Genomic DNA, 21,587 nt, shown 5'->3' with positions numbered 1-21,587 from the left:
TTTAAAAATAATAGCATAAGATTAAGCAGATTAAACTTGGCTTGCCGTCCTTAAAAATCACTCTCGCTGCATTAGATGGCAGTGGTTCCACCCTCAGTATTATCATCGACTGAGCCAGAATTTTGATCTGTTGTGCCACCGCTGTTATTGGATGCACCTGAATTCACATCTGGGGCACCCTGGTTATTTTCTGTCTGATTACTGCCGTTTCCCGATGGACGATTTTGCATTTGTTGTAAATTCTGCCCTGAGTCCGCATTGGCTTGTCGTTGCCCAAGATAATAACCTGCCAGACCACCTAAAACTAAAGTCAAAAGTGACATGTAGACCACCGTTTTTTCTTTAAAAAGATGTAAAATTTTTGTCAACGCCTCTTCCTTTCTCACTTGATAAGATGATTATAGAAGTTAAAACTTAAGTACAACCCAAGCCAGCCTTAATTTTTTCTGAAAGAAACTTTTAACTTTCTGACTGACACGTCATGCTACTGACAGAGCTGTCAGTAAGCTCTGAATTTAACATTATAAAAAAAGCTACCCGAGGTAGCTTTTATTTTTTATCTTAAGAGATTGAATGGCTTAGAACATGAAGTAGAGCCACAAAGCCACTACCGACATCACTGCGGTAAATAACCAAAAAACAATGTCAATCTTCCATTCAGACCAGCCAGCGGCTTTTCCAGAAAAACCACCCAACTCAAAATGGTGATGAATTGGAGTCATTCGAAAAATTCGTTTGCCCCCTGTTTTCTTAAAGTAAGTGACCTGGATCATCACAGATAATGTTTCAATCACATAGACTGCACCAATAAGGATTAACGTCCACTCGGCGTGTAATAAAATCGAAATGATAGCAAGAAAGCCACCTAAGGCTAAGCTTCCGACATCACCCATAAATATCTTAGCAGGTTTGTGATTGAAAACAAAGAAGCCTAGCAAGCCACCAATGACTGACAAGATGATCAGCAAAACATCATACTGGTGATGGACTACTGCAATAATCGCATAAGCACTAAGGGAAATGGCAACTGTAATAGAAGCAAGCCCATCTATCCCATCGGTAAGATTGACTGCATTTGACCATCCCACTAACCAAATGATGATAAAGATCAAGAAGAAAATTCCTAAGTCAAAATTTCGACCAAATAAAATCAGGTGATTGACTTGAAGCCCAGGAGATACGGGAGGAATCATATGATCAGGAATGAAATTTCCCATGCGTGGTGCAGCTTTAAAATGAGGAGCACTCGTATAAATCAAATAAGAAACTAAACCAATCACGATTTGCGCCAAAAGTTTTTGTATTGCTGTCAACCCCTCATTTTTCTTCTTAAAAATTTTCAAGAAGTCATCAAAGAAACCAATCACGGCATACATAGCAAGAACCCACCATGCAATGATGAACGAAGCGCTCGCTTGCCCTAATAAAAGTGCTGCTACTACCGAAACAATCAATGCCACGATGACAAAGACAAATCCACCCATTGTAGGCGTTCCAGCCTTACTCGCATGTTGCTTGACATCTTCAAGCGTTGGTTGTCCACCCAATTTTTTCTTATGGAAGAACATAATGAAGCGAGGGATGCCAATGATTGTTAAAACCATCGCAACGACCGCTACCACTATCCCATTCAATAACATTTTCTTCTCCTATTTTAATCACCCGACGTGACTTCTTATTACCCGTCTATTTTTAGTGATTTTCCTGTTTTCATTCAAGACAAAACTTAACTGCCAAGTGTTACAGTTAAAGTCTGCCCTTTTTTAGCTTTTGTACCCACGTCAAGACTTTGACTTGCTACCTTCGTACCTGATCCTTCAAAAGTAACTTTTAGACCGAACCAATCGGCGAGCTGATTAACTTCTTCTTTTGACCAGTCATACATATCAGGCATTACTTGATCCTTATCATCTGTAAGAAGCAAGATACGTGTATTCGCATTAACTTTTTTGCCTGCACTTACTGATTGAGCAGTGACCTTTGTTCCTGAACCGATAATCACAGGATTAAGAACGGTTTGACGCAAGCTATCTGCTGTCGTCCCCGCTTCTTTTCCTTTATAGTCAGAAATTTTAACCTGACCAGCTTTTTCATCATCAGAATTTGTTTGGTTCAGTTCACTCTTTAAGCTCTCAGCACGCGTTAAGAGCGGATTTGCTACACGTGCAATGTATTTCAGCGTCCATGGCTCTGAAGGAATCTTGACATTCATATAGAAGATAAAATCAGGGTCTTTAGCAGGATACATTACAACTGCAGAATACAAATAATCTTGGGAGCCCGTCATATAGCCTCCTGTTGAAGAGGCAATCTGTGCCGTCCCAGTTTTGACTGCTGCGGCTTGCCCATTCACCATAAATAATGGACCAGGATCAATTCCTTCATCAGGATCGCCTGTTGTAGAATAAGACGTTCCATAAACTGGATCCGTATTAACAGTTAGCATCAAATCCCGAACCTTATCCGCTGCACTTTCTGAAACGGGATGTCCAATAACTTCTGGTTGAGAGGTCAAACTGGTTTTCGTATTAGGATTAACCACTTTACTTACAATATGAGGCTCAAGCATTGTTCCATTGCCCGCAATGGCTGTCCATCCTCGAATTAACTGAATAGGTGTCACAGCTACCCCTTGACCAAACGAAGATTGGATTTGGGATACAGCATTTGCCGAAGGAAGCGAACCTGCATTTTCGTCATCCAGCCCAACTCGCGTTTTTAAGCCAAATTTGAATTTATTTAAATAACTGCCCCAAAGGTCGTTCCCCATATCCATTTCAATGCGGCTCATTCCAATATTGGATGACATCGCAAATCCTTGCGCATAAGTTACTGTTTCGGGAAGGGTATAACTCTTGTTTTCGGTAACGTCCCAGTCATTAATGGTCGCATCATACACTTGGAGCTTCCGTTGATAAGTTGCATTAAGATCTACTTTACCACTATCTAAAGCTGAAGCCATCAAAAAGGTTTTGAAGGTTGAGCCCGGTTCAAAAGCAGTTTGATAAAGCAAGCTATTCCATGTGAAATTCTTTTGTGTAATGTCTGAGTTGATTGTTTCAGCAGTATAAGTCGGACGTTGGCTGGTAGCTAAAATGTCTCCTGTATGCGCATCAACCAGCGTACCTGAAATCTCTTGAGCTCCGGTCTGGCTTGCTGCAGAGTCCATTGAGGTCTCCAACAGTTTTTGAAGTTGCGCATCCAGCGTCGTATAAACATCTTGACCATTTTCAACGGGCTCAATCACCTTAGTAGTCCCAGGGATAGGACGCCCTAAGATATCTTTTTGGTAAGTTTCCACCCCATTTTTACCGCTCAAGATTGGATTGAAAGATTTTTCCAACCCCATGTCTCCTTGCAAAACCTGTACACCATTGACATCTTTTGGACGTGCAATCCCAATAAACTGTGAAGCAAAATTTCCGAACGGATAGGAACGTGAAAGATCGGCAGAAAAGCCAATTCCCACAAGTTTTTGTTCTTCAGCTGCTTTTTGTATTTCCTGCATTTTCTGCAAAGAAATATTAGAGCCTTTTGTCCCAAACTGCACTTGTTTATATTTCGAATTTAGTTGCTTCTCAATAAGGCTTCGGTCGATATTTAATTCACGGTTAAGAAAATCTTCTAACTTGCTGTATTCACTTTTATCAGCATACATCCGATTACCATTGGAATCCACTTGTGTTTTATCCAAGACCACGTAGATTGTATAAGTACTTGAATCTACCGCAATAGGAGCTCCTGTCCGGTCGTAGATTGTTCCACGCTTGGCTTGAACAGTTACTGTACTTTGATAATTGTTTGTGGCCATCTTTTTAAGATCAGTTCCACCTACATGATTTACTGTAATTAACCAGACAAAGCGAAATATAAAAATCGTAAACAGAGCAATAGCTAGGAAAAAAAGGCTCTTACCTACATGTTTACGATTTCTTTCAGGACTCAACTTCGTCTTTCTTGCATTTCGAGATACTTTTCTAAATGGAAAGAAAATTAGTTTTTTAAAGAATTTTATCATTTTGTTGCTTTCAGTATATTAGACGGCGTTTGTTTCATATCAGCCTTATTTGCTGCATCGATAACCCGATTGGGTGAAGCTAAGTCTAAAATTTGTTGATCATATTCTGATTGTTGGGTCGTTTGTTGTGTGATTTTTGATTTTAAGTCCATCGTATTACTTTGGACTTCAAGAGTTTTTGTCTTAACATAGAGCAAGCCGACAGCCAATACCAAAGCAGCCCCTACCATTGCAAGGTAGAACACTTTTTCGACACCGCTAAATTTTTTAAACTTACTTGCTAAAACTTCTGGCGCGAGAGACTCTGTATCAATCAAATACGAGTCTTTTTTTGCCGCAGTTTCTATGTCAAAGTATTCTTTCGGCTGTGCTGCCATCGTCTCCTCCACTGCTTTATATTCTAAAGCTATTTTTACTTCTTTGTTATCAGATTATTTATTAATCATGTTGTTTTTGAGCCACGCGTAATTTCGCACTATGGGCACGGTTATTCTCTGCGAGCTCTTCTTCACTTGCAAGCACAGGCTTGCGTGTAATAAGTTTCAATTTTGCTTCCATTTCTTTTGGAAGCATAGGAAGCCCTTTAGGGACATTGACTGTGCTGTACTCTTTAAAGATATTTTTCGTCAAGCGATCTTCTAAAGAATGGAACGTGATTACTGAAATTCGACCTTCTTCTTTTAGCAAGTCAATAGCTTGTTCGATTGATTCTTCAGCTGCACCCAGTTCATCATTCACCTCAATTCGGATGGCTTGAAAGATTCGCTTAGCCGGATGACCTTTTTTCTTCAAAGCTTTTTGAGGCAGAGCAGCTTTTATTAAATCTGCTAGTTCAATTGTTGTTTCAATTGGTTTTATTTTTCTTGCTTGTTCAATCTTACGAGCGATTTGTTTTGAAAATTTGTCTTCTCCATAACGGAAAAAAATTCGAACTAACGCTTCATAAGGGTAATCATTAACCACTTCATAGGCTGTCAAAGTTTGCGTTTGGTCCATTCGCATATCCAAACGTGCATCCTTTTTATAGGAAAAGCCTCGTTGACTATCGTCAAATTGTGGACTTGAGACTCCTAAATCATAAAGAATCCCATCAATCTTCGTAATCCCCTCCTCAGCGAGTGCTGAAGTGAGGTAACGAAAATTACTCTTGATGAGTGTAACTTTATGCGCTGCAAGTTGTTGCTTTAGACGAATCTTTGCATTCTCATGCGCAGTTTCATCCTGATCAAACGCATATAAATGCCCTGTGGTAAGTTTACTAAGGAGATATTCACTATGGCCAGCCCCCCCAAGGGTTGCATCTACATAAATTCCATCAGGTTTGACGTCAAGCAAATCGACGGTTTCATGTAGTAAGACTGTATCATGCTTAAATGCTGTAGTTTTTGGCAATTTGTGCCATCCTCCTTGTATACTTATAGTTCATTATACCACTTTTTTATATTTTTTGTAGTAGTTTACATAATGATGTAAATTTTTTTATACCTCATCATTTCTGTAAGCCCTTTATTATAAAAGGCGATAGATAAACGGCCCGCTTTCTTCTGTCAAATGGATTGACAAATCGTGTCAACATTGGGCCGAGTTTAATTATACCAACTTCTACTAAAAATAGACTGAACTAAGTCAGTCTATTTTATTTTTCCCTAACTGCTTGTTTTGGTAAACTTAGCAAGATAATTAAACATAAAATAATTAACATCAATACTAAAAACAAGAGATATTGGAGGAGTAAATCTTGATTGGTTGCGTAGCTTAGCGAAATTTTGTGATTTAAAATCCAATAGTAAGCAGTCCCTATCGCAGTCGTACTTAGTACTATTAAAATATTTAAATTGCTAAGTCCAACGTCTCTTAATCTGCGTGTAAAACTTGCAATTTGAGGGATAGCCGTTATGACAAGGAAAAGAATGAAGAGTCCCTGTAAAAACATGGCTACATTTACCAGACCGAATTGATTCAGTGGTTCTAAAAGCTTTGCTAAAACTATAAAGCACGTAAGAATCAGCACCCATACAAGCTGAACCAACCAGAACGCCTTTCGATTAAGACGTCCTGAAAAATCAAAATAATTTTTAAAATAAAGGTTAAATGCTTTGGAAAAATTTTGAGGCTCTTCAGCAAGTTGATCAGATGAAACATTAAGCGGCTGATAAATTGGCAGATGACGCGCGCGCGCGTCCTGAGGAAGACCATTGAGTATCAATAAAATTACCGACCCTACACCAAAAACAAGGGTTAAAAAAATAAGTTCCCAAGGCAACGCCGCATCTCTTAAACGGCGAATCGTCATGGCAAAATAGGGTAATATAGCCGCTAGAGCGTAACCCCAAAATATAAGTAACGTAAGAGAAGCTAGCGACTCCCAAACGAGTGAGTAACCTAAATAAGAGTGCGTCGTGAGGTAGTGATGCACATTTAGTGGAATGATAAGTACAATAAAATGAACAAACATTGCGGACCAAAAGTCACTGCGAACCGTACGCTCCCAAAAGTTAAATGCGCCCATCCAAAATTTTTGATATGCTTGAATCATGGAATGTTCATCCTTTCTCACTCGTAAAGTCTTGAATCGTCAGCCTCATCTTTACCATACTTCGATGGAAAGAGGCAGAGCACATAAACTACTAATGTAATAAGATTAAACAGGAGACCAAAATTACTCAAAAAATCAATTTGAATAAAGCGCACAACTATTCCATATAAAGCACTCACACCAAACAAAAGGGCAAACCATCTGGGAAGGCCAGCATCAAGCAGGCGTCGTGCTGTCAAACTTATATTGGGAAGAAGAATTATGAGACCGACTAGAGCAATGAGAATAACAATAATCAGAGTACTTCCCGTAGGATTAAAAGATAAATCAAGTATGCTTTTTTGCAGTTCTGCTTGTGACAAGGTTGAAGCCTGATTAAGAATTTTAGCAGCCTGTGGAATCATCATAAAGAAATGAATCATATTTAGTAGGGCAAAAATAATGACGTTAACTAAAAAGACCCACCAATAGTCTGAGCGACTCGCATATGTTTTATAATCACCCGCTTTTTTCCAATATTTTTTGTATGCTTGTATCATTTTTCACCTCTAATCTTAATTTTTACTGATCGCTTGATCAGCTTTTTCAGTGAGAAAGTAAACGTTTTGCCTGAGCTAAAGCTTCCTTTGTAAGATCATCTCCAGCCAACATCTTCGCTACTTCTTTGACGCGTTCGTCAAAACTCAACTTACGCACGGTCGATGTCGTAATCTCATCCGTAGAAGCTTTTTCAATATAAAATTGTGTATCTGCGATGGCCACAACTTGAGGTAAATGCGAGATTGCAAGAACCTGCCCGTTAGTCGCAATTTTATAAATTTTATTGGCAATAGCTTGGGCAACGCGGCCTGAAACACCGGTGTCAACCTCATCGAAGACAATCGCTGTTTTATTTTCACGCCGTGAAAAGCTTGATTTTATAGCTAACATTAGACGAGATAGCTCACCGCCTGAAGCTGTCTTTGCCAAAGGTTTAAATCCTTCACCTGGGTTAGTTTGGATGAAGAACTCTACATGCTCATTGCCATTGGAAGAGAATTTTCCTGCTTCAAACTGTACTTTGAAATCCGCCTTTTCCATGTACAAATCAGCAAGCTCGTGCTTAATATCTTTTTCTAATTCTTGTGCTATTTCATGTCGGGCAATATTGAGCACTTTACTGGCTTCAATTAGCTCTTTTTGAGCGACTTTTACCGCTTTTTCTAGACGTTCAGAATCATTTTCTGAACCCGTTAATTCAGAAAGCTCGAGCTGAACTTTTTCAAGATAATTTAAAACATCAGTGAGTTCTGGCCCATATTTTTTTTTCAAGGTGTTGAGACTGAGTATTCGATCTTCTATTTGGAGAAGTTCACTAGGATTAAACTCTAAATCACTCATAATCCGCTGTAACTGGGCCGCTACATCTTCTAAAACATAATAGCTCTCTGCTGTTTTATCTGCTAAATCTTGGTATTCTGGATCATAACTGCTGATCGCATCAAGCTCTGACATGGTCGTGCGAATGTTGTTGAGGCTAGAATAATCGCTATCCTCATCATCTAGTGCCAAGTAAGCCACACTAAGTGCGTCAGCAATACTCTTAATGTTATTAAGTTTTTCCCTGCGATGCAAAAGCTGTTCATCTTCTGTCAAATTAATGGCAGCTGCTTCAATTTCCTCTGCTTGAAATTGAAGAATTTCGATACGTTGGGCAAATTCTTGCTCATTTTTTTGACGAAGCGTCAGTTGTTGGCGCAGTGTTTTAAATCGTTCAAACTTGCTTTTATAGTGATGTTTCTTTTCTTCGAATTGCTCATCACCAAATTCATCCAACAAATGAAGATGATTTTTTGCATTCATTAACTCTTGGTTGTCGTGTTGACCATGAATATCCACCAAAAATTCACCGATCTGACGTAAGGTGCTCAGATTTACCATCTGACCATTGATGCGACAAACCGAACGACCGTTTGCGAAAATTTCTCGCCGTAGAATCAACTCAGATTCAACTTCTTCAAAGCCAAGTTCTTGTAAAAGATTTTTTAATTCTGGAGTTTTTTCAAAATAAAACAAACCCTCAATTTCAGCTTTTGTTGCGCCGTGTCGGACAAAATCACTTGAAGCTCGTCCTCCTAAAAGAAGGTTCATCGCATCAATAATAATTGATTTCCCTGCACCAGTTTCACCTGTCAAAATCGTCATTCCATTTTCAAATGAAAGATGAATTTCTTCAATAATTGCAAAATTTTTGATTGAAATCTCTTGTAACATCAGAATTCCTTTCCAAAAAATGACTGACAAACCTGTCAGTAAACTGACAGGTTTTCTCCGCATGTTTTTTTAGGCTAATCGGTTTTAAATTTACTGATGGTTCTGTCAGTAAGTTCTAAAACTCAGTAAGTACTTGATATAGTTTTTTTGCCTGTGCTTCCGTTTCAAAAATGACCAGCGCACTATCATCATCAATGATCAATGCAAAGATTTCATCTCCATAATCTTCAAGAAGATAATTTTTAACCAAACTTGTTGTCCCAGGGTTTGCCTGAATCCAAAGTTTATCCGCCTTAATTTTCGTACCAGTAATCGCGTCAAAGACAAGTGCTTTGTGAAGACTGGATTGAAGTCCCTCATTATTTTTAGGTAAATCGTATCGATATCCTCCAGAAGCGGCTGGAACTTTAATCAAGGCCAAAGATTTAATGTCACGTGACACCGTGGCTTGCGTCACATCGACGTCATGTTGCTGAAGTTTTGAAACCAGCTCTTCTTGTGTCTTCACTTCGTTTTCTTTGATAAATTGGGCAATAAAGTTTAAGCGTTCTTCTCTTTTCATAAGTTTTCACTTTCTTCTTTTAAGACTGAATCAATCATGGCGGTATCAGCGTTTTGCGCTAAACCGTCTTTAACAAGGTGGACAAGAAATTCAACATTTCCTGCTCCCCCTTTGATGGGTGAAAAGGTTAAATTTTTGACAGAAAAGCCAATATCTGTTGCACTTCGGAGCACTTTCTCAATGGTCATTCTATGAATTTTAGGATCTTTAATGATCCCATTTTTGCCGACTTGTTCCCGACCTGCCTCAAATTGGGGTTTAATCAAAGCTGCTACTGAACCATTTTCAGCTAAAATAGCATAAAGCGGGGGCAAAATCAAGTCCAACGAAATGAAACTCACATCAATGGTTGCAAATTCTGGCTGTCCTTCTTTGAAATCATCGAGGACGGCATGCCGGAAGTTAAATTGTTCCATGACCACGACCCGTGCATCATTACGAATTTTCCAAGCTAACTGATTAGTTCCTACATCGAGTGCATAGACCAGTTTAGCCCCAGATTGTAGCATCACATCGGTAAAGCCACCTGTTGAACTTCCAATATCCAAACAGATTTTTTGAGCCACATCTAGACCAAATTGGGCAATGGCTTTTTCTAATTTTAAACCACCTCGGCTGACGTATTTCAGCTTCTCGCCTTTGAGGCGAAGCTCCGTACTGTCCTCTATTTTTTGACCTGGTTTATCAAAACGTTCTCCTGACTTTTGATCAACGACAAGTCCCGCCATCACCCCACGCTTTGCTTGCTCACGTGTTTCAAACAAACCCTGGTTAGTAGCTAAAACGTCAATTCTTTCTTTCATTTATTAAAAAATAAATCCTTTCTTACTTCGCTTAGTTCATCGGATAATCCCGCTTTTTATCTCTGCCACTTCTAGAGCAAGCCGTATTACTCCTGCTCCATGTCCAGTTTTTCAATCAATTCGAAAAGAGGCGTTTTTGGCATCACTGACAGCTCTGTCAGTTGTGCTTTGACTGCGGTCAGCTGTACATGTAAAGCTTTTTTTGCACCATCAAGTCCTAAGTAAGCAACATATGTCGATTTTTCTTCTAAAATATCTTTGCCAGGGGTCTTGCCAAGTTCTGCAAAAGTTGCTGTAATGTCTAAGATATCATCCCGAATTTGAAAAGCTAAACCAAACTGCTGACCAGTCTTTCTGAGGCTTTCAATTTCTGTCCTTGACTTTCCAGCTACAATCCCTGCAGCCACAAAAGGAAATGTTAAAAGTCGTCCCGTTTTTAACTGATGAATTTGCTCAATCTCACGGAGACTTAAGGTTTTCCCTTCACCAGCCATGTCCAAAACCTGACCAGCCACCATCCCAAAAGAACCTGAAGCATAGGCTAATTCTCGCGTGAGGTCCACAATAACAGAGGAGGGTAAGTCACTTTCTGCGAGAAGGAAAAAGGGGTCAAAAAATAAAGTATCTCCCGCTAAAATGGCAGTCGCTTCATCAAATTTTTTATGATTGGTCAAGACACCACGACGGTAATCATCATTATCCATCGCGGGTAAATCGTCATGAATTAATGAACCCGTATGAATTAATTCTACTGCTAGAGCAATTTGATAATGGCTCGGATTAAGACTCAGGCCAAATCCTTCCAATAGTTCTAAAAACACAAGGGGACGTAATCGCTTTCCACCAGCTAATAACGAATAGCGAGCAGAAGCAGCAAGTTGCGCCGGAATGTCCTCTCGAGCATAAAACGTTTTAATAAGATCTTCTATTTTTTTTCTCTTCGTGTCCATTAGTTTCATTATACCAAAAAACACAACTAAAAGTTGTGTTCGTTGTTAGTGAATAGCAAGTGAAAAACTGAATTTTTTTATAAAAATCTTGCTTTGATTACATTTTTTGTAAGCTCTTCCAGATGATGAAGTGTTCCTTTTTCTTCTAAGGCTTGTTCTAAAGAAAGCGGGCGAGGCTGAATCGAGAAACTTGCCAGTAAAAGTTCCTCCATTTCTCCCAGATTTTCCCCTAAAGTTCCCACAAAAGCTAACGTGGGTACCTTGTGTTTTTTCGCCAATATAGCCATCCCGTAAGGAACTTTCCCATGAGCAGTTTGAAAATCCAAACTTCCTTCTCCTGTAATTACTAGGTCCGCATCTTTTAGCTCCTCTTCAAGCTCTAATAATTCTGCGATCTTAAAAAAGCCTGATTTTAGCTCTCCTCCTAAAAGCAAAATAGCTGCTCCTAACCCTCCAGCAGCTCCCGTTCCTGCTACTTTCTGCACATCTAAACCATAGCGTTCTCGTATTTGTCTTGCTCTTTCTTGTGCTTGGGCCTCTTGCTGCTCAATTAAATCAGGTGTTCCGCCTTTTTGAGGACCAAAAACTCTGGCATAACCATTTTCGCCAGCATAAACATTGGTAACATCTGTCAAAGCCGTCACTTTCATATTCTCAAAGCGTGGCAGAGCGAAGATACTTCCGCCCAAACCTTCCAAAAGACCGAGACCGCCATCAGAAGTTCCTGTACCGCCCAAGCTGACTAATAATTCGCGCACTCCCCTTTTTTCAGCGTCAATAAATAAAGCTGCAAGCCCCCGGGAACTCGCCTGAGTAAATGTGTCAGCTGTTGGCGTGATTTTATCAAGTCCAATCACTTGTGCAGCTTCAACGACCGCTACATCTCCCGCTAACAGATAAGAAGCAGTAATCTGGCGCCCCATTAGATCTACTGTGTCTACTTTAATCCGCTCACCGCCAAGTTTCTGGGCTAAAGCTGCAAGGGTTCCTTCACCACCATCGGCAATTTCAAAAGTACACACCTCTGTTTGTGGCAGAACAGATTTTATTCCCTTTTTGACGGCAGCGTTTAATGCATATGACGAGGCTGAACCTTTAAAAGAATCTAAAGCTACAACAATTTTCATCCGAGACTCCTTTGCTTTACTCTTATTTTACCAAAATAATATAAAAAAGGACCCGTAAGTCCTTCTTTATTTACTGACCAGCTGGTCAGTACACTTAGTACTCTTTTTGCTCAGGTGCAAAATCACTTTCCTCTTCATCTTTACCCACAATTTTGACCAGGGTCTGCTCTGCTTCATTTAACGTTTTCTTCAAACCTTCAGAGAGTTTCATTCCTTTTTGAAATTCGGCGATTGCATCCTCAAGAGGGACATCTCCTGATTCTAACTTGCGGACAATGCTCTCGAGCTCTGCTAAATGTTCTTCAAAGGTTGCTTCATTCTTAGTTGCCATTTTATTTTACCTCAACTTCTACTTTACCATCAACAAAATCCAAATGGAGGGTTTCCCCTTTTTCGACCTCATTGACAGACTTAATAATTTTACCGTGATCATTCGTGACGACAGAGAAGCCACGTGCTTTTATTTTAGAAAGATCTAATAAAAGTAAGGACTGATAAAGTTGTGCGACTTTATTTTTTTGTCGGTCTAAAATTTTAGCATAAGCTGGCACGAGCCTGTCAGCTGCAAGTTCAAACCGATGCTGAACTTGCGTTACTTTCGTCGTGGTCAGTGAACTTAAACGTTCCGTCAGTCGGTCAAGTTTTTGAACGTGACCATCATAAAGACGCTCTGGTTGGCGAAAAACTACGGATGCACTCAGTTTTTCTACTCGCTCGCGCCTTACGCTAATCAAATGAGTGAGCTGGTTTGTCATGCGTTTTTCTTGCTCACTTGCCCAGTTCATTAAATCTAATCTTGTAGTCGGAGTCGCCAATTCAGCTGCAGCAGTGGGTGTTGCAGCCCGATGATCTGCCACAAAATCTGCTAGAGTCACATCAGTTTCATGACCCACTGAGGAAATAATCGGAATCCGCGATTCAAAGATTGCCCGAACCACACTTTCTTCATTAAACCCCCAAAGGTCTTCGATAGAGCCACCGCCTCGACCGATAATCATCACATCAAAATCGCCTCGCGCATTCGCACGACGAATGTTAGTGGCAATTTCCTCAGCTGCTCCATTTCCTTGAACTTTTGTGGGATAAACGACCAGCTGACTCATGGGAAAACGGCGTTGTACCGTCGTAATGATATCCCGAATTACCGCGCCAGAGGGACTTGTTACCACAGCAATTTTTCGAGAGAAAGCTGGTAAGGGTTGCTTCCATTTTGCCTCAAACAAACCCTCAGCGGTTAATTTTTTCTTTAATTGTTCAAATTTAACAGCCAGAGCACCGACACCATCTGGAATTAAACGCTCAATATTGATTGAGTAAGAGCCAGAAGGGGGATAAATACTGATACGCCCCACCGCTAATACTTTCATTCCCTCTTCCAGACGAAAATCTAACTTTCTAAACTGACCGGCCCACATCGTAGCTTGAATCACTGCACTTTCATCTTTGAGTGCAAAGTACTGATGATTTGGTCGCTGACGAAAATTTGAAATTTCTCCTGTCAGATAAACCCGTTCCAGATAGGGATCACGGTCAAATTTCGCTTTTAAATATTTTGTTAAGGTGCTTACGGATAAATATTCTGTCATTTTTTATCAACTTCTTATCTTTTTACCTATAAACTTTAAAAAATTTCTTTTAAATTCTAATCTCTAATCCATTTATAAGCATCATTTTTTACTGACAGCTCTGTCAGTAAAATTAGTCTAATTTTCTTGCAGCAGCGCGAACCGTTTGCTCCATTAACATGGTAATGGTCATCGGTCCAACACCTCCCGGAACAGGGGTGATAAGTCCTGCGACGTTCTTGACCTCATCGAAGTCGACATCTCCATGCAACTTTCCTTCTTCATCCCGATTCATTCCCACATCAATAACTACGGCGCCTTCTTTTACATCCGCTGCCTTGATAAATCGATCTTTTCCAATTGCCACGACCAAAATATCTGCTTGTTTAGTCAACTCTTGAAGATTCTGGGTACGTGAATGAGCAATCGTTACAGTCGCATCAGCCATCATCAATAACTGCGCCATCGGCTTACCTACAATGTTAGAGCGTCCAACCACCACAGCTTTTTTCCCGGCCAAATCAACATCATATGCTCGAAACATCTCCATAATGCCCGCAGGCGTAGAGGGAATCATCAGTGGATTTCCTGACCACAGACGTCCCATATTCATCGGATGAAAACCATCGACATCTTTTTCAGGATCAATAGCCAACAACACCTTCTCCTCAGAAATGTGTGCAGGGAGGGGCAATTGCACCAAAATACCATGCCACTGTTCCGCTTGATTATACTGTTCGATCAAACCTAAAAGCTCTTCTTCAGAAACATCCTCTGGCAAGCGAACCACACTTGAATTAAGTCCAATAGCTGTAGCTTGACGTGCTTTATTCCGTACATAAATTTGGCTAGCAGGATCTTCCCCAACTAAAATTACAGCTAAACCCGGAATAAGTCCAGCTGCTTGCAATGCGTCAACTTTATTTTTTAACTCGTCTTGCATCTTTGCAGCGAGCGCTTTTCCATCTATTAATTTCATATCTCTTATTATAACATAAGCCTAATTAGTTCTCAGCTCTCCTTTTTCTCATATTTTTAATTATTAATTTAAACGTTCGCCATTTGTTTTCTAAAAAATGAGCGCTTTCTTTGACTTTTTAAGTTTACATGTGTAACCTTAAAGAAGAGGTAACACATTAAAACAAATTAAGAGGAGGAAATGATGACGAACAAAATTAAAAACATGCCCCATACGGAGTCCGAAGCTACACCCCATCATCACATGAAGGGGGATCATTCTATGGAAATGATGGAGGACCACACGATGATGAACCACGGTGGTCACATGATGCACATGGGCAACATGAAAAAAAAGCTTAAAGTAGCCATTGGTTTGATGATACCTCTTTTGCTGATTTCACCCATTGCAGGTTTTACCCTCATTCATTTTCCTGGAAGTGAGCTTGTACAATTGCTCTTAGGCTCCATTCTTTTCTTTTATGCAGGCACCCCCTTTTTCAGTGGTGCAAAAGGAGAGCTTAAAAGTCATAAACCAGCTATGATGATGCTTATAACAATGGGGATTTCTGTCGCCTATGCTTATTCCGTATACGCCACTGTCCTCACGTTGCAAGGTCAGATGGCAATGAATTTCTGGTTTGAATTATCTACCTTAATTGTGATTATGTTGATTGGTCATCTTATCGAAATGCGTGCAATTATGGGTGCAGGAGATGCCTTAAAAGACTTGGCAAGTTTGGTTCCTAAAAAAGCCCATCTGAAAAATGGAAAAGACGTTGAACTTTCTGAACTGCAAGTTGGTGATGTCTTACTCGTTAAAGAAAATGAAAAAATACCAGCTGATGGAAAAATCCTCAGCGAGGCACTCATTGATGAGTCTATGATTACAGGGGAAAGTCGAGCTGTCACTAAAAAGCCGAATGATTTAGTTTATGGAGGGGCTCAAAATAAAAACCAACCCTTTGAAATGGAAGTTACAACGTTAGGAAAAGAAAGTTTTCTTAGTCAAGTCACTGCACTTGTACAAAATGCTCAAGCCCAAAAATCCTCCCTGGAAAATATGGCCGATAAAGTAGCAGGCTATCTCTTCTATGCCGCTTTGTTTGTAGGGATCCTCTCTTTTATCATTTGGAATCTTACAGCTACTTTCAGTTTTGCCCTTCTTTTAGCCGTCTCCGTCTTTGTTATTGCGTGTCCCCATGCACTCGGTCTTGCAGTCCCGCTCGTTGTCTCACGCTTAATGAGTTTATCCGCTAAAAAAGGACTTTTAATTCAAAATCGGACCGCTCTAGAAAATATCAACCAGATAAAATATGCTTTGATGGATAAGACTGGAACCTTAACCGATGGACAATTTAAAGTACGAAAAGTGGTAGCTCTAAATAAAAAAGACAATATTTTGTCACTCATGGCAGCTCTAGAAAAGAGTTCAACTCATCCCTTGGCACAAGCTATCGTACAAGCAGCCGCCGATGAGCCCCAAGCATTAGCAAGTGAGATTAAAAATATTCCAGGGGTTGGTATTTCTGGAAAAATCGAGGGTAAATCCTATCAGATTGTCAACGGGAGGTACTTGAATGAACATCAACTTACAGTCGCCGACGATGAAACCCAAGAATATTTATCCCTTGGATTAACCCTTTCTTACCTCCTTAATGATCAGCAAGAAATCCTTGGTTTTATTGCTCTAGGAGATTCACCAAAACCTGAAGCTAAGGCTTTGGTCGAAGGATTGATTGCCCAAGATATCCAACCGGTAATGTTAACGGGTGATAATCAGCAAACAGCTCAAAAAATCTCAGCCGCTTTAGGAATCCCTGAGTTTCAAGCAGAATTAAAACCAGAGGACAAGGCACGCTTGGTTAAAACATACCAAGAAAAGGGTGGGGTCATCTTTATTGGAGATGGAGTCAACGATTCTCCTGCTCTCGCAACAGCAACAATTGGCTGCGCCATTGGTTCAGGAACATCGGTGGCTATTAGTAGCGCCGACGTTGTCTTGGTGAATTCTAATCCTAAAGCTGTGCTTGATCTTATTTCACTTTCGAAAAAAATGCTACGTAAAATGAAGCAAAATCTTTGGTTTGGTGCGGGTTATAATATCATTGCTATTCCAGTTGCCGCAGGGATTCTCTATCCATTTATAGGACTTTATATTGATCCATTGTTAGCTGCAGTATTGATGTCACTTTCGACGGTCGTTGTCTCTATTAATGCAATGAGACTTACAGACAAAGAATGAGGCACTGCAACCAAGCAAGCATTACTAAAAAATAAAAAGAGGAGTACATCTCCTCTTTTTTATATCAATCCATTTTTCTTTAAAAATTCACGCGCCACTTTTTCAGGACTAGCCTGATTCACATTGACTTCATAATTCATTTCAATCATTTGCTGAGCTGTGATTTCACCAGAAAGTTGATTCAAAATCTGCTTGAGTTCAGGATATTTTTTAAGTAGACTTTCGTTCATCATCGGTGCAGCTTGATAAGGTGGAAAGAGATTCTGGTCATCTTCAAGTACTGTCAAACCATATTGTTTTATCTGACTGTCTGTTGAGTAAACTTCTGCCACATTAACAGCACCTGTGTTGAGCGCTTTATAGATCAAACTACTTTGCATGGTTTTCACATTAAGGTTCAAACCATAAACCTTCTTTAGACCGATGTTTCCATCAGTCCGATTGGCAAACTCGACATCAAAGCCGGCCGTCAAATCTGGAACGTTTTTTAAATCAGAAATGGTTTTAAGATGATGTGCTTTGGCAAAGTCGGTCTTAACAGCAAGCGCATAGGTATTTTGAAATTGCATGGGTGAGAGATAGGCAAAATGATTCAATGCCTTAATCCCCTCTTGAGCCTTTTGCCAAACTACTGTCGGGTCAGTGGACTGCACAGGACTTTTTAAGAAAGTACTTGTGATCGTTCCCGTATACTCCGGATAAAGATCAATTTTATTTGCTTTCAAAGCATTATATAAAAAGGTAGTATCTCCAAAATTGGTTTTAAGATTAACACGGATATCACTGTCTTGTTCAATCAAGAGTTTGTACATGTTAATAATAATATCAGGTTCTGCTCCTAGCTTTCCTGCAATCGTAATTTGCGGATGGGTATCCCTGTGTGGGCGATAATAGGAACCACCCAAAATCAGTAATCCGATAAAAAAACTGAGTACAATAGTTTTAATCTTCGCACCTTCTAGCAATTTGAGCAGGGCGCTAAAGAGGATTGCTAATAAAGCAGATGAGATGGCCCCAATAAGAATTAGGGAAACATCATTCATATTTATTCCAAGAAGAATAAAATTACCAAGGCCACCTGCTCCTATTAATGCTGCTAGTGTTGCGGTCCCGATAACCATGACTGTACTCGTCCGAATCCCCGCCATGATAAAAGGCATGGCTAGGCTTAGTTCAAATTTCATTAAACGCTCTCGCCGATTCATCCCAAAAGCGGTAGCTGCTTCAATCAGAGAGGGCTCTATCTGAGAGAGTCCTGTATAGGTATTTTGGACGATAGGAAAAATAGCATAGACTACCAAGGCCACAATTGCGGGTAAACTACCAATCCCGATAAAGGGAATAAGTAAGCCTAATAAGGCTAAACTCGGTATGGTTTGCAAAATACCAGTAATTTGTAAAACCACTTCTGCAAGCTTTGGATAACGTCTAAGTAACAAAGCTAAGGGTATCCCTATAAGTAATGCAATAAAAATTGAAATCAGTGAAATTTGGATATGTTCAAGAAGGGCCTGCCAAAATTGTCCTTGTTGGTTCTGAAAAGTGGTAATAAGCTGACTCATAAGCCACCTCCTGCCATGTAAGTAACAATATCCTCAGCAGCAAGGCGCTTTCCTTGGTACTTAAGACGCTCCCCTTTTGCCAATGTTGTAACAACATCTGAAAGAGGCGTGTCCGCCTCAACTTCATGGGCCTCATCATCTACTGACGGCGTTGTCAGTAAAAGATTATCAACACGAACAGTTGACAAATTTTGCTGTGACTCCTTAAAGAAATTTTTGACAAAATCGTTGGCGGGATGATAGTAAATAGCGGTCGGATCAGCAATTTGCTGAATAAGTCCCTCATTCATCACGGCCACACGATCTGCTAGATAAAGGGCTTCATCTAAATCATGTGTCACAAAAACAATGGTCAGTTGCATTTTCTTTTGCAAGTCTTTAATAAAGATTTGCAGTTGTCTGCGAGACAAAGGATCTAGCGCAGAAAAAGGTTCATCCATTAAGACAATGGCAGGATTAGAAGCAATTGCACGTAAAATTCCAACGCGCTGTTGCTCACCTCCTGAAAGTTCAGCGGGTAAGCGGTGGGCGTAGTCTGTAGGTGCGAGTCCGACCAAGTCCAGTAATTCTGTAGTGCGGTTTTCGATTTGGTCTTTAGACCACCCCTTCATCTCTGGAATCAAGGCAATATTTTCTGCCACCGTGAGATTGGGAAAAAGGGCAATTTGCTGAAGAACATAGCCGATTGAAAGTCTAAGTTTTCTCAGATTCGTCTGGGTCACATCTTGGTGGTTAATCAAAATTTTCCCCTCACTATGTGCAACAAGTTGATTGATCATCTTTAATGTAGTCGTTTTGCCACTCCCACTTGGTCCAACAAGTACAAAAAACTCACCGTCTTCAATCACAAAATTGGCATGATCCAATATTTTTTTGTGAGCAAAGGCCTTTGATACGTCTTGAAATTCAATCATGAATTCCTCATTTCTAAGTCATGTTTAGGGGCTGACCACATGGTCAGATCGCTTACGCCACTCTAAAAAAAATTATGAATAGTTTTTTTAAGGACTTAATTTTTCGAAGTAACTGACCAAGCCGTCAGTATGCCCCAGAAAATTTTTAATAATAATATTCTAAATCACTTGCTACTGTTGGGTATCCTAAAATCATTCTCTCCGCCTGAGCTTGCGAAATTTTTTGTTGAATCATCACGGTCAGTAGATTAATCACCTCATCAGCCAGAGGACTAACCGTTGAGGCTCCTACCAACTCATTCCGATCATTGACTGCTATCTTAATTTTTGCAAAAGGTGCATTAATGCGCTTGTAAGTATACCAAGAAGTTAAATCAAGCATTTTTACCTTTATATCCTCACCTGAAACTCGCCCGACTTGTGCCAATTTGGTTGGACCAAAAATAAGAGAAGGGATTACTGGATAGGTGATGGCTTTCTCTTCTTTTCCCGTAAGTAAACGAGCAAGATAAGCGCTCTCAAAGCTGGATACTGGTGTCAAATGTCCTTCTGTTTTTGATAAAACATCTCCTAACGCGTAGATTTTGGGATGAGTCGTTCTTAAAAATTCATCAACTTCAATTCCATGCGCATTCACAGCGACCTCCACGTTTTCAAGGGCTAGGTCTTTAAGGTTAGCTCCACGACCAATCCCTAGAACAACCAGACCTGTCTCCAATTCAAAACCTTTTGAATCCGTGATTTGATAACCTTCATCTTTTTGCACCACTTGATTTATTGAAACATTTTCAATAAATTCGATCCCCTCTGACTTCAGCGAGGCGATAAATACATCTCCTATCTCTTGATCGAAGTGACCGATTTTCGCTTCATGCCGTGAAATAATCGTGACCTCTGTCCCTGCAGCATGCGCCAATTGTGCAAGTTCTAGTGAGACAGGACCCATACCTAAAAAGGTCATGTGACTTGGAAGATGAGGAAGTGCTAAGAAATCATTACTCGTTTTTAAAAATTCCGAGCCTTTGATTGCAAGATTTTTCGGACGACTCCCTGTCGCAATAACATATTGCTTGGCTTGATACGTTTTCTCGTTGATGACAACATCTCCATTACGATTAAAAGAAGCTGTCCCATAAATTGTGGTAACCCCTGCTTTTTCTAATCCCTTGAGCATCTCCTTCTCATAAGGATCTGTTAAATTCAACTTGCGTGCCCGCATTTCTTCCCACTTCACACTTGGTTCTCCGACAATTCCCTGTCCTTGTAACCATTCAGCATGTTTTTTAGCTTCCACTACTGCCATCATCATTTTTGTAGGGTCACAGCCATAATTCGGACAAGTTCCACCCCATTTATCATTTTCAACAATCGCAACCTTTTTACCCGCTTGGTTGAGATGATGTGCCAATGCAATACCACCAGGTCCTGCACCAATAATCAATAGATCAAACATTTCTACCTTCTTTCTTTAGGGAACAAGTTTTAGAAAATTTTGCTTATTACAATTTAACCTTATTTTACTGTTTTTAACCCATTTTTAAAACTAATAAGTTTCAAACAAAAAATCAGTAGCCTTAACTACTGATTTCATGGTTGTCACTTGGAGTTTGCCATTCCAGATCAAGTACACGCTTTTTAGCTGTTTCAATTTCAATTTTGCGACGAGGGCGTGGTAAGAACTTTCTAATTTCATCATCATTATAGCCGACTTGTCACCTCTTCTCATCAACAACAAGGGGGCGTCTCAAAAGTGTCCGATTTTCTTCAATGATTTGAACGAGCTCATTTAGCTTTATTGTCTCAAAATCAATATTGAGACGTTGATAAGCCTGACTTCGCCGCGAGATAATGTCGACTGTTCCGTGTTCAGTCAAAGCCAATATTTCTAAGAGATCTTCTTTAGTGATCGGATCTGTGATTAGATTAATTTCTTGATAGGGCAGTTCATGCTTGTCCATCCAGTCCATCGCTTTTTTGCAAGAACTACAAGACGCTACAGTATATATCTTAATCATGTGGTCACCTCATTTTTATCTTAGTACTTTCTCATTTATATCTTATCTTTATTCTAACATAAAAATGAGATTTGTAAATA

At 39.9% G+C, this 21,587-nt stretch carries 19 protein-coding genes and 1 pseudogene; 1 reads left to right on the top strand and 19 read right to left on the bottom strand.

From position 1 onward, the window contains the following. Nucleotides 1-71: 71 nt before the first annotated feature. The 15 genes from JW886_RS04670 to JW886_RS04600 form a co-directional block, all read right to left on the bottom strand. Complete coding sequence (locus JW886_RS04670; RefSeq protein ID WP_200406683.1) at nucleotides 72-368, bottom strand: hypothetical protein; 297 nt, start codon at nucleotides 366-368, stop codon at nucleotides 72-74. A gap of 210 nt (nucleotides 369-578) precedes the next feature. Beyond that, nucleotides 579-1,640, bottom strand: a complete 1,062-nt coding sequence (gene mraY / locus JW886_RS04665; RefSeq protein ID WP_200406682.1) for a phospho-N-acetylmuramoyl-pentapeptide-transferase — start codon at nucleotides 1,638-1,640, stop codon at nucleotides 579-581. A gap of 86 nt (nucleotides 1,641-1,726) precedes the next feature. Beyond that, on the bottom strand, nucleotides 1,727-4,018 hold the full coding sequence (locus tag JW886_RS04660; protein ID WP_075524954.1) for a penicillin-binding protein: 2,292 nt from the start codon (nucleotides 4,016-4,018) through the stop codon (nucleotides 1,727-1,729). Continuing rightward, entirely contained in the window at nucleotides 4,015-4,395 is a 381-nt protein-coding gene (gene ftsL2 / locus JW886_RS04655; protein ID WP_075524955.1) for a cell division protein FtsL, read from the bottom strand. Before ftsL2 ends, JW886_RS04660 begins: the two co-directional genes overlap by 4 nt. A gap of 61 nt (nucleotides 4,396-4,456) precedes the next feature. Then, complete coding sequence (rsmH, locus tag JW886_RS04650) at nucleotides 4,457-5,410, bottom strand: 16S rRNA (cytosine(1402)-N(4))-methyltransferase RsmH (protein WP_075524956.1); 954 nt, start codon at nucleotides 5,408-5,410, stop codon at nucleotides 4,457-4,459. Between the two features lie 244 nt (nucleotides 5,411-5,654). Then, on the bottom strand, nucleotides 5,655-6,554 hold the full coding sequence (locus JW886_RS04645) for a DUF805 domain-containing protein (RefSeq protein WP_205872438.1): 900 nt from the start codon (nucleotides 6,552-6,554) through the stop codon (nucleotides 5,655-5,657). Nucleotides 6,555-6,571: 17 nt separating this feature from the next. Then, nucleotides 6,572-7,093 (bottom strand): DUF805 domain-containing protein, encoded by a 522-nt coding sequence (locus JW886_RS04640; protein WP_205872437.1) that lies wholly within the window; start codon nucleotides 7,091-7,093, stop codon nucleotides 6,572-6,574. A gap of 46 nt (nucleotides 7,094-7,139) precedes the next feature. Beyond that, nucleotides 7,140-8,807 (bottom strand): DNA repair protein RecN, encoded by a 1,668-nt coding sequence (gene recN, locus JW886_RS04635; protein WP_205872436.1) that lies wholly within the window; start codon nucleotides 8,805-8,807, stop codon nucleotides 7,140-7,142. Between the two features lie 115 nt (nucleotides 8,808-8,922). Next, the gene (locus JW886_RS04630) at nucleotides 8,923-9,369 is read right to left on the bottom strand and encodes an arginine repressor (RefSeq protein WP_075524960.1); all 447 of its coding nucleotides are present in this window, start codon (nucleotides 9,367-9,369) and stop codon (nucleotides 8,923-8,925) included. Further along, complete coding sequence (locus tag JW886_RS04625; protein ID WP_205872435.1) at nucleotides 9,366-10,172, bottom strand: TlyA family RNA methyltransferase; 807 nt, start codon at nucleotides 10,170-10,172, stop codon at nucleotides 9,366-9,368. The genes JW886_RS04630 and JW886_RS04625 overlap by 4 nt, the downstream gene beginning before the upstream one ends. Before the next feature lie 86 nt (nucleotides 10,173-10,258). Beyond that, on the bottom strand, nucleotides 10,259-11,122 hold the full coding sequence (locus tag JW886_RS04620; protein ID WP_205872434.1) for a polyprenyl synthetase family protein: 864 nt from the start codon (nucleotides 11,120-11,122) through the stop codon (nucleotides 10,259-10,261). A gap of 77 nt (nucleotides 11,123-11,199) precedes the next feature. Beyond that, on the bottom strand, nucleotides 11,200-12,249 hold the full coding sequence (locus JW886_RS04615; protein ID WP_205872433.1) for a glycerate kinase family protein: 1,050 nt from the start codon (nucleotides 12,247-12,249) through the stop codon (nucleotides 11,200-11,202). Between the two features lie 94 nt (nucleotides 12,250-12,343). Further along, nucleotides 12,344-12,580, bottom strand: a complete 237-nt coding sequence (locus JW886_RS04610; RefSeq protein ID WP_075524964.1) for an exodeoxyribonuclease VII small subunit — start codon at nucleotides 12,578-12,580, stop codon at nucleotides 12,344-12,346. 1 nt (nucleotide 12,581) lies between these two features. Continuing rightward, nucleotides 12,582-13,835 (bottom strand): exodeoxyribonuclease VII large subunit, encoded by a 1,254-nt coding sequence (xseA, locus tag JW886_RS04605; protein WP_205872432.1) that lies wholly within the window; start codon nucleotides 13,833-13,835, stop codon nucleotides 12,582-12,584. A 112-nt stretch (nucleotides 13,836-13,947) separates the two neighbouring features. Next, the gene (locus JW886_RS04600; protein ID WP_075524966.1) at nucleotides 13,948-14,793 is read right to left on the bottom strand and encodes a bifunctional methylenetetrahydrofolate dehydrogenase/methenyltetrahydrofolate cyclohydrolase; all 846 of its coding nucleotides are present in this window, start codon (nucleotides 14,791-14,793) and stop codon (nucleotides 13,948-13,950) included. 183 nt (nucleotides 14,794-14,976) lie between these two features. On the opposite strand from JW886_RS04600, the gene JW886_RS04595 reads away from it, so the two are divergent. Then, entirely contained in the window at nucleotides 14,977-17,016 is a 2,040-nt protein-coding gene (locus JW886_RS04595) for a copper-translocating P-type ATPase (protein ID WP_205872482.1), read from the top strand. A 59-nt stretch (nucleotides 17,017-17,075) separates the two neighbouring features. On the opposite strand, the gene JW886_RS04590 is transcribed toward JW886_RS04595, so the two are convergent. The 4 genes and pseudogenes from JW886_RS04590 to JW886_RS04575 all read right to left on the bottom strand — a co-directional run bounded on the left by JW886_RS04590 (nucleotide 17,076) and on the right by JW886_RS04575 (nucleotide 21,507). Next, nucleotides 17,076-18,578, bottom strand: a complete 1,503-nt coding sequence (locus JW886_RS04590) for an ABC transporter permease/substrate-binding protein (RefSeq protein ID WP_205872431.1) — start codon at nucleotides 18,576-18,578, stop codon at nucleotides 17,076-17,078. After that, nucleotides 18,575-19,492, bottom strand: a complete 918-nt coding sequence (locus JW886_RS04585; protein ID WP_205272636.1) for an ABC transporter ATP-binding protein — start codon at nucleotides 19,490-19,492, stop codon at nucleotides 18,575-18,577. Before JW886_RS04585 ends, JW886_RS04590 begins: the two co-directional genes overlap by 4 nt. A 145-nt stretch (nucleotides 19,493-19,637) precedes the next feature. Next, nucleotides 19,638-20,945, bottom strand: a complete 1,308-nt coding sequence (locus tag JW886_RS04580) for a dihydrolipoyl dehydrogenase family protein (protein ID WP_205872430.1) — start codon at nucleotides 20,943-20,945, stop codon at nucleotides 19,638-19,640. 121 nt (nucleotides 20,946-21,066) lie between these two features. After that, nucleotides 21,067-21,507 (bottom strand): annotated as a pseudogene (locus JW886_RS04575) (Spx/MgsR family RNA polymerase-binding regulatory protein). Between the last annotated feature and the right edge of the window lie 80 nt (nucleotides 21,508-21,587).

Source organism: Lactococcus taiwanensis, from assembly GCF_017068355.1.
Taxonomy (GTDB): domain Bacteria; phylum Bacillota; class Bacilli; order Lactobacillales; family Streptococcaceae; genus Lactococcus; species Lactococcus taiwanensis.
The sequence above is the reverse complement of the archived record's forward strand: the minus strand, read 5'-3'. Positions and strand labels throughout refer to the sequence as shown.

What these genes read in the sequence shown, in the direction of transcription:
- JW886_RS04620 (WP_205872434.1), bottom strand. Translation starts at nt 11,122, where the DNA reads ATGGACACGAAGAGAAAAAAAATAGAAGATCTTATTAAAACGTTTTAT.
- mraY (WP_200406682.1), bottom strand. Translation starts at nt 1,640, where the DNA reads ATGTTATTGAATGGGATAGTGGTAGCGGTCGTTGCGATGGTTTTAACA.
- JW886_RS04590 (WP_205872431.1), bottom strand. Translation starts at nt 18,578, where the DNA reads ATGAGTCAGCTTATTACCACTTTTCAGAACCAACAAGGACAATTTTGG.
- JW886_RS04625 (WP_205872435.1), bottom strand. Translation starts at nt 10,172, where the DNA reads ATGAAAGAAAGAATTGACGTTTTAGCTACTAACCAGGGTTTGTTTGAA.
- JW886_RS04595 (WP_205872482.1), top strand. Translation starts at nt 14,977, where the DNA reads ATGACGAACAAAATTAAAAACATGCCCCATACGGAGTCCGAAGCTACA.
- JW886_RS04580 (WP_205872430.1), bottom strand. Translation starts at nt 20,945, where the DNA reads ATGTTTGATCTATTGATTATTGGTGCAGGACCTGGTGGTATTGCATTG.
- recN (WP_205872436.1), bottom strand. Translation starts at nt 8,807, where the DNA reads ATGTTACAAGAGATTTCAATCAAAAATTTTGCAATTATTGAAGAAATT.
- JW886_RS04610 (WP_075524964.1), bottom strand. Translation starts at nt 12,580, where the DNA reads ATGGCAACTAAGAATGAAGCAACCTTTGAAGAACATTTAGCAGAGCTC.
- JW886_RS04645 (WP_205872438.1), bottom strand. Translation starts at nt 6,554, where the DNA reads ATGATTCAAGCATATCAAAAATTTTGGATGGGCGCATTTAACTTTTGG.
- JW886_RS04630 (WP_075524960.1), bottom strand. Translation starts at nt 9,369, where the DNA reads ATGAAAAGAGAAGAACGCTTAAACTTTATTGCCCAATTTATCAAAGAA.
- JW886_RS04585 (WP_205272636.1), bottom strand. Translation starts at nt 19,492, where the DNA reads ATGATTGAATTTCAAGACGTATCAAAGGCCTTTGCTCACAAAAAAATA.
- JW886_RS04615 (WP_205872433.1), bottom strand. Translation starts at nt 12,249, where the DNA reads ATGAAAATTGTTGTAGCTTTAGATTCTTTTAAAGGTTCAGCCTCGTCA.
- xseA (WP_205872432.1), bottom strand. Translation starts at nt 13,835, where the DNA reads ATGACAGAATATTTATCCGTAAGCACCTTAACAAAATATTTAAAAGCG.
- JW886_RS04600 (WP_075524966.1), bottom strand. Translation starts at nt 14,793, where the DNA reads ATGAAATTAATAGATGGAAAAGCGCTCGCTGCAAAGATGCAAGACGAG.
- JW886_RS04660 (WP_075524954.1), bottom strand. Translation starts at nt 4,018, where the DNA reads ATGATAAAATTCTTTAAAAAACTAATTTTCTTTCCATTTAGAAAAGTA.
- ftsL2 (WP_075524955.1), bottom strand. Translation starts at nt 4,395, where the DNA reads ATGGCAGCACAGCCGAAAGAATACTTTGACATAGAAACTGCGGCAAAA.
- JW886_RS04640 (WP_205872437.1), bottom strand. Translation starts at nt 7,093, where the DNA reads ATGATACAAGCATACAAAAAATATTGGAAAAAAGCGGGTGATTATAAA.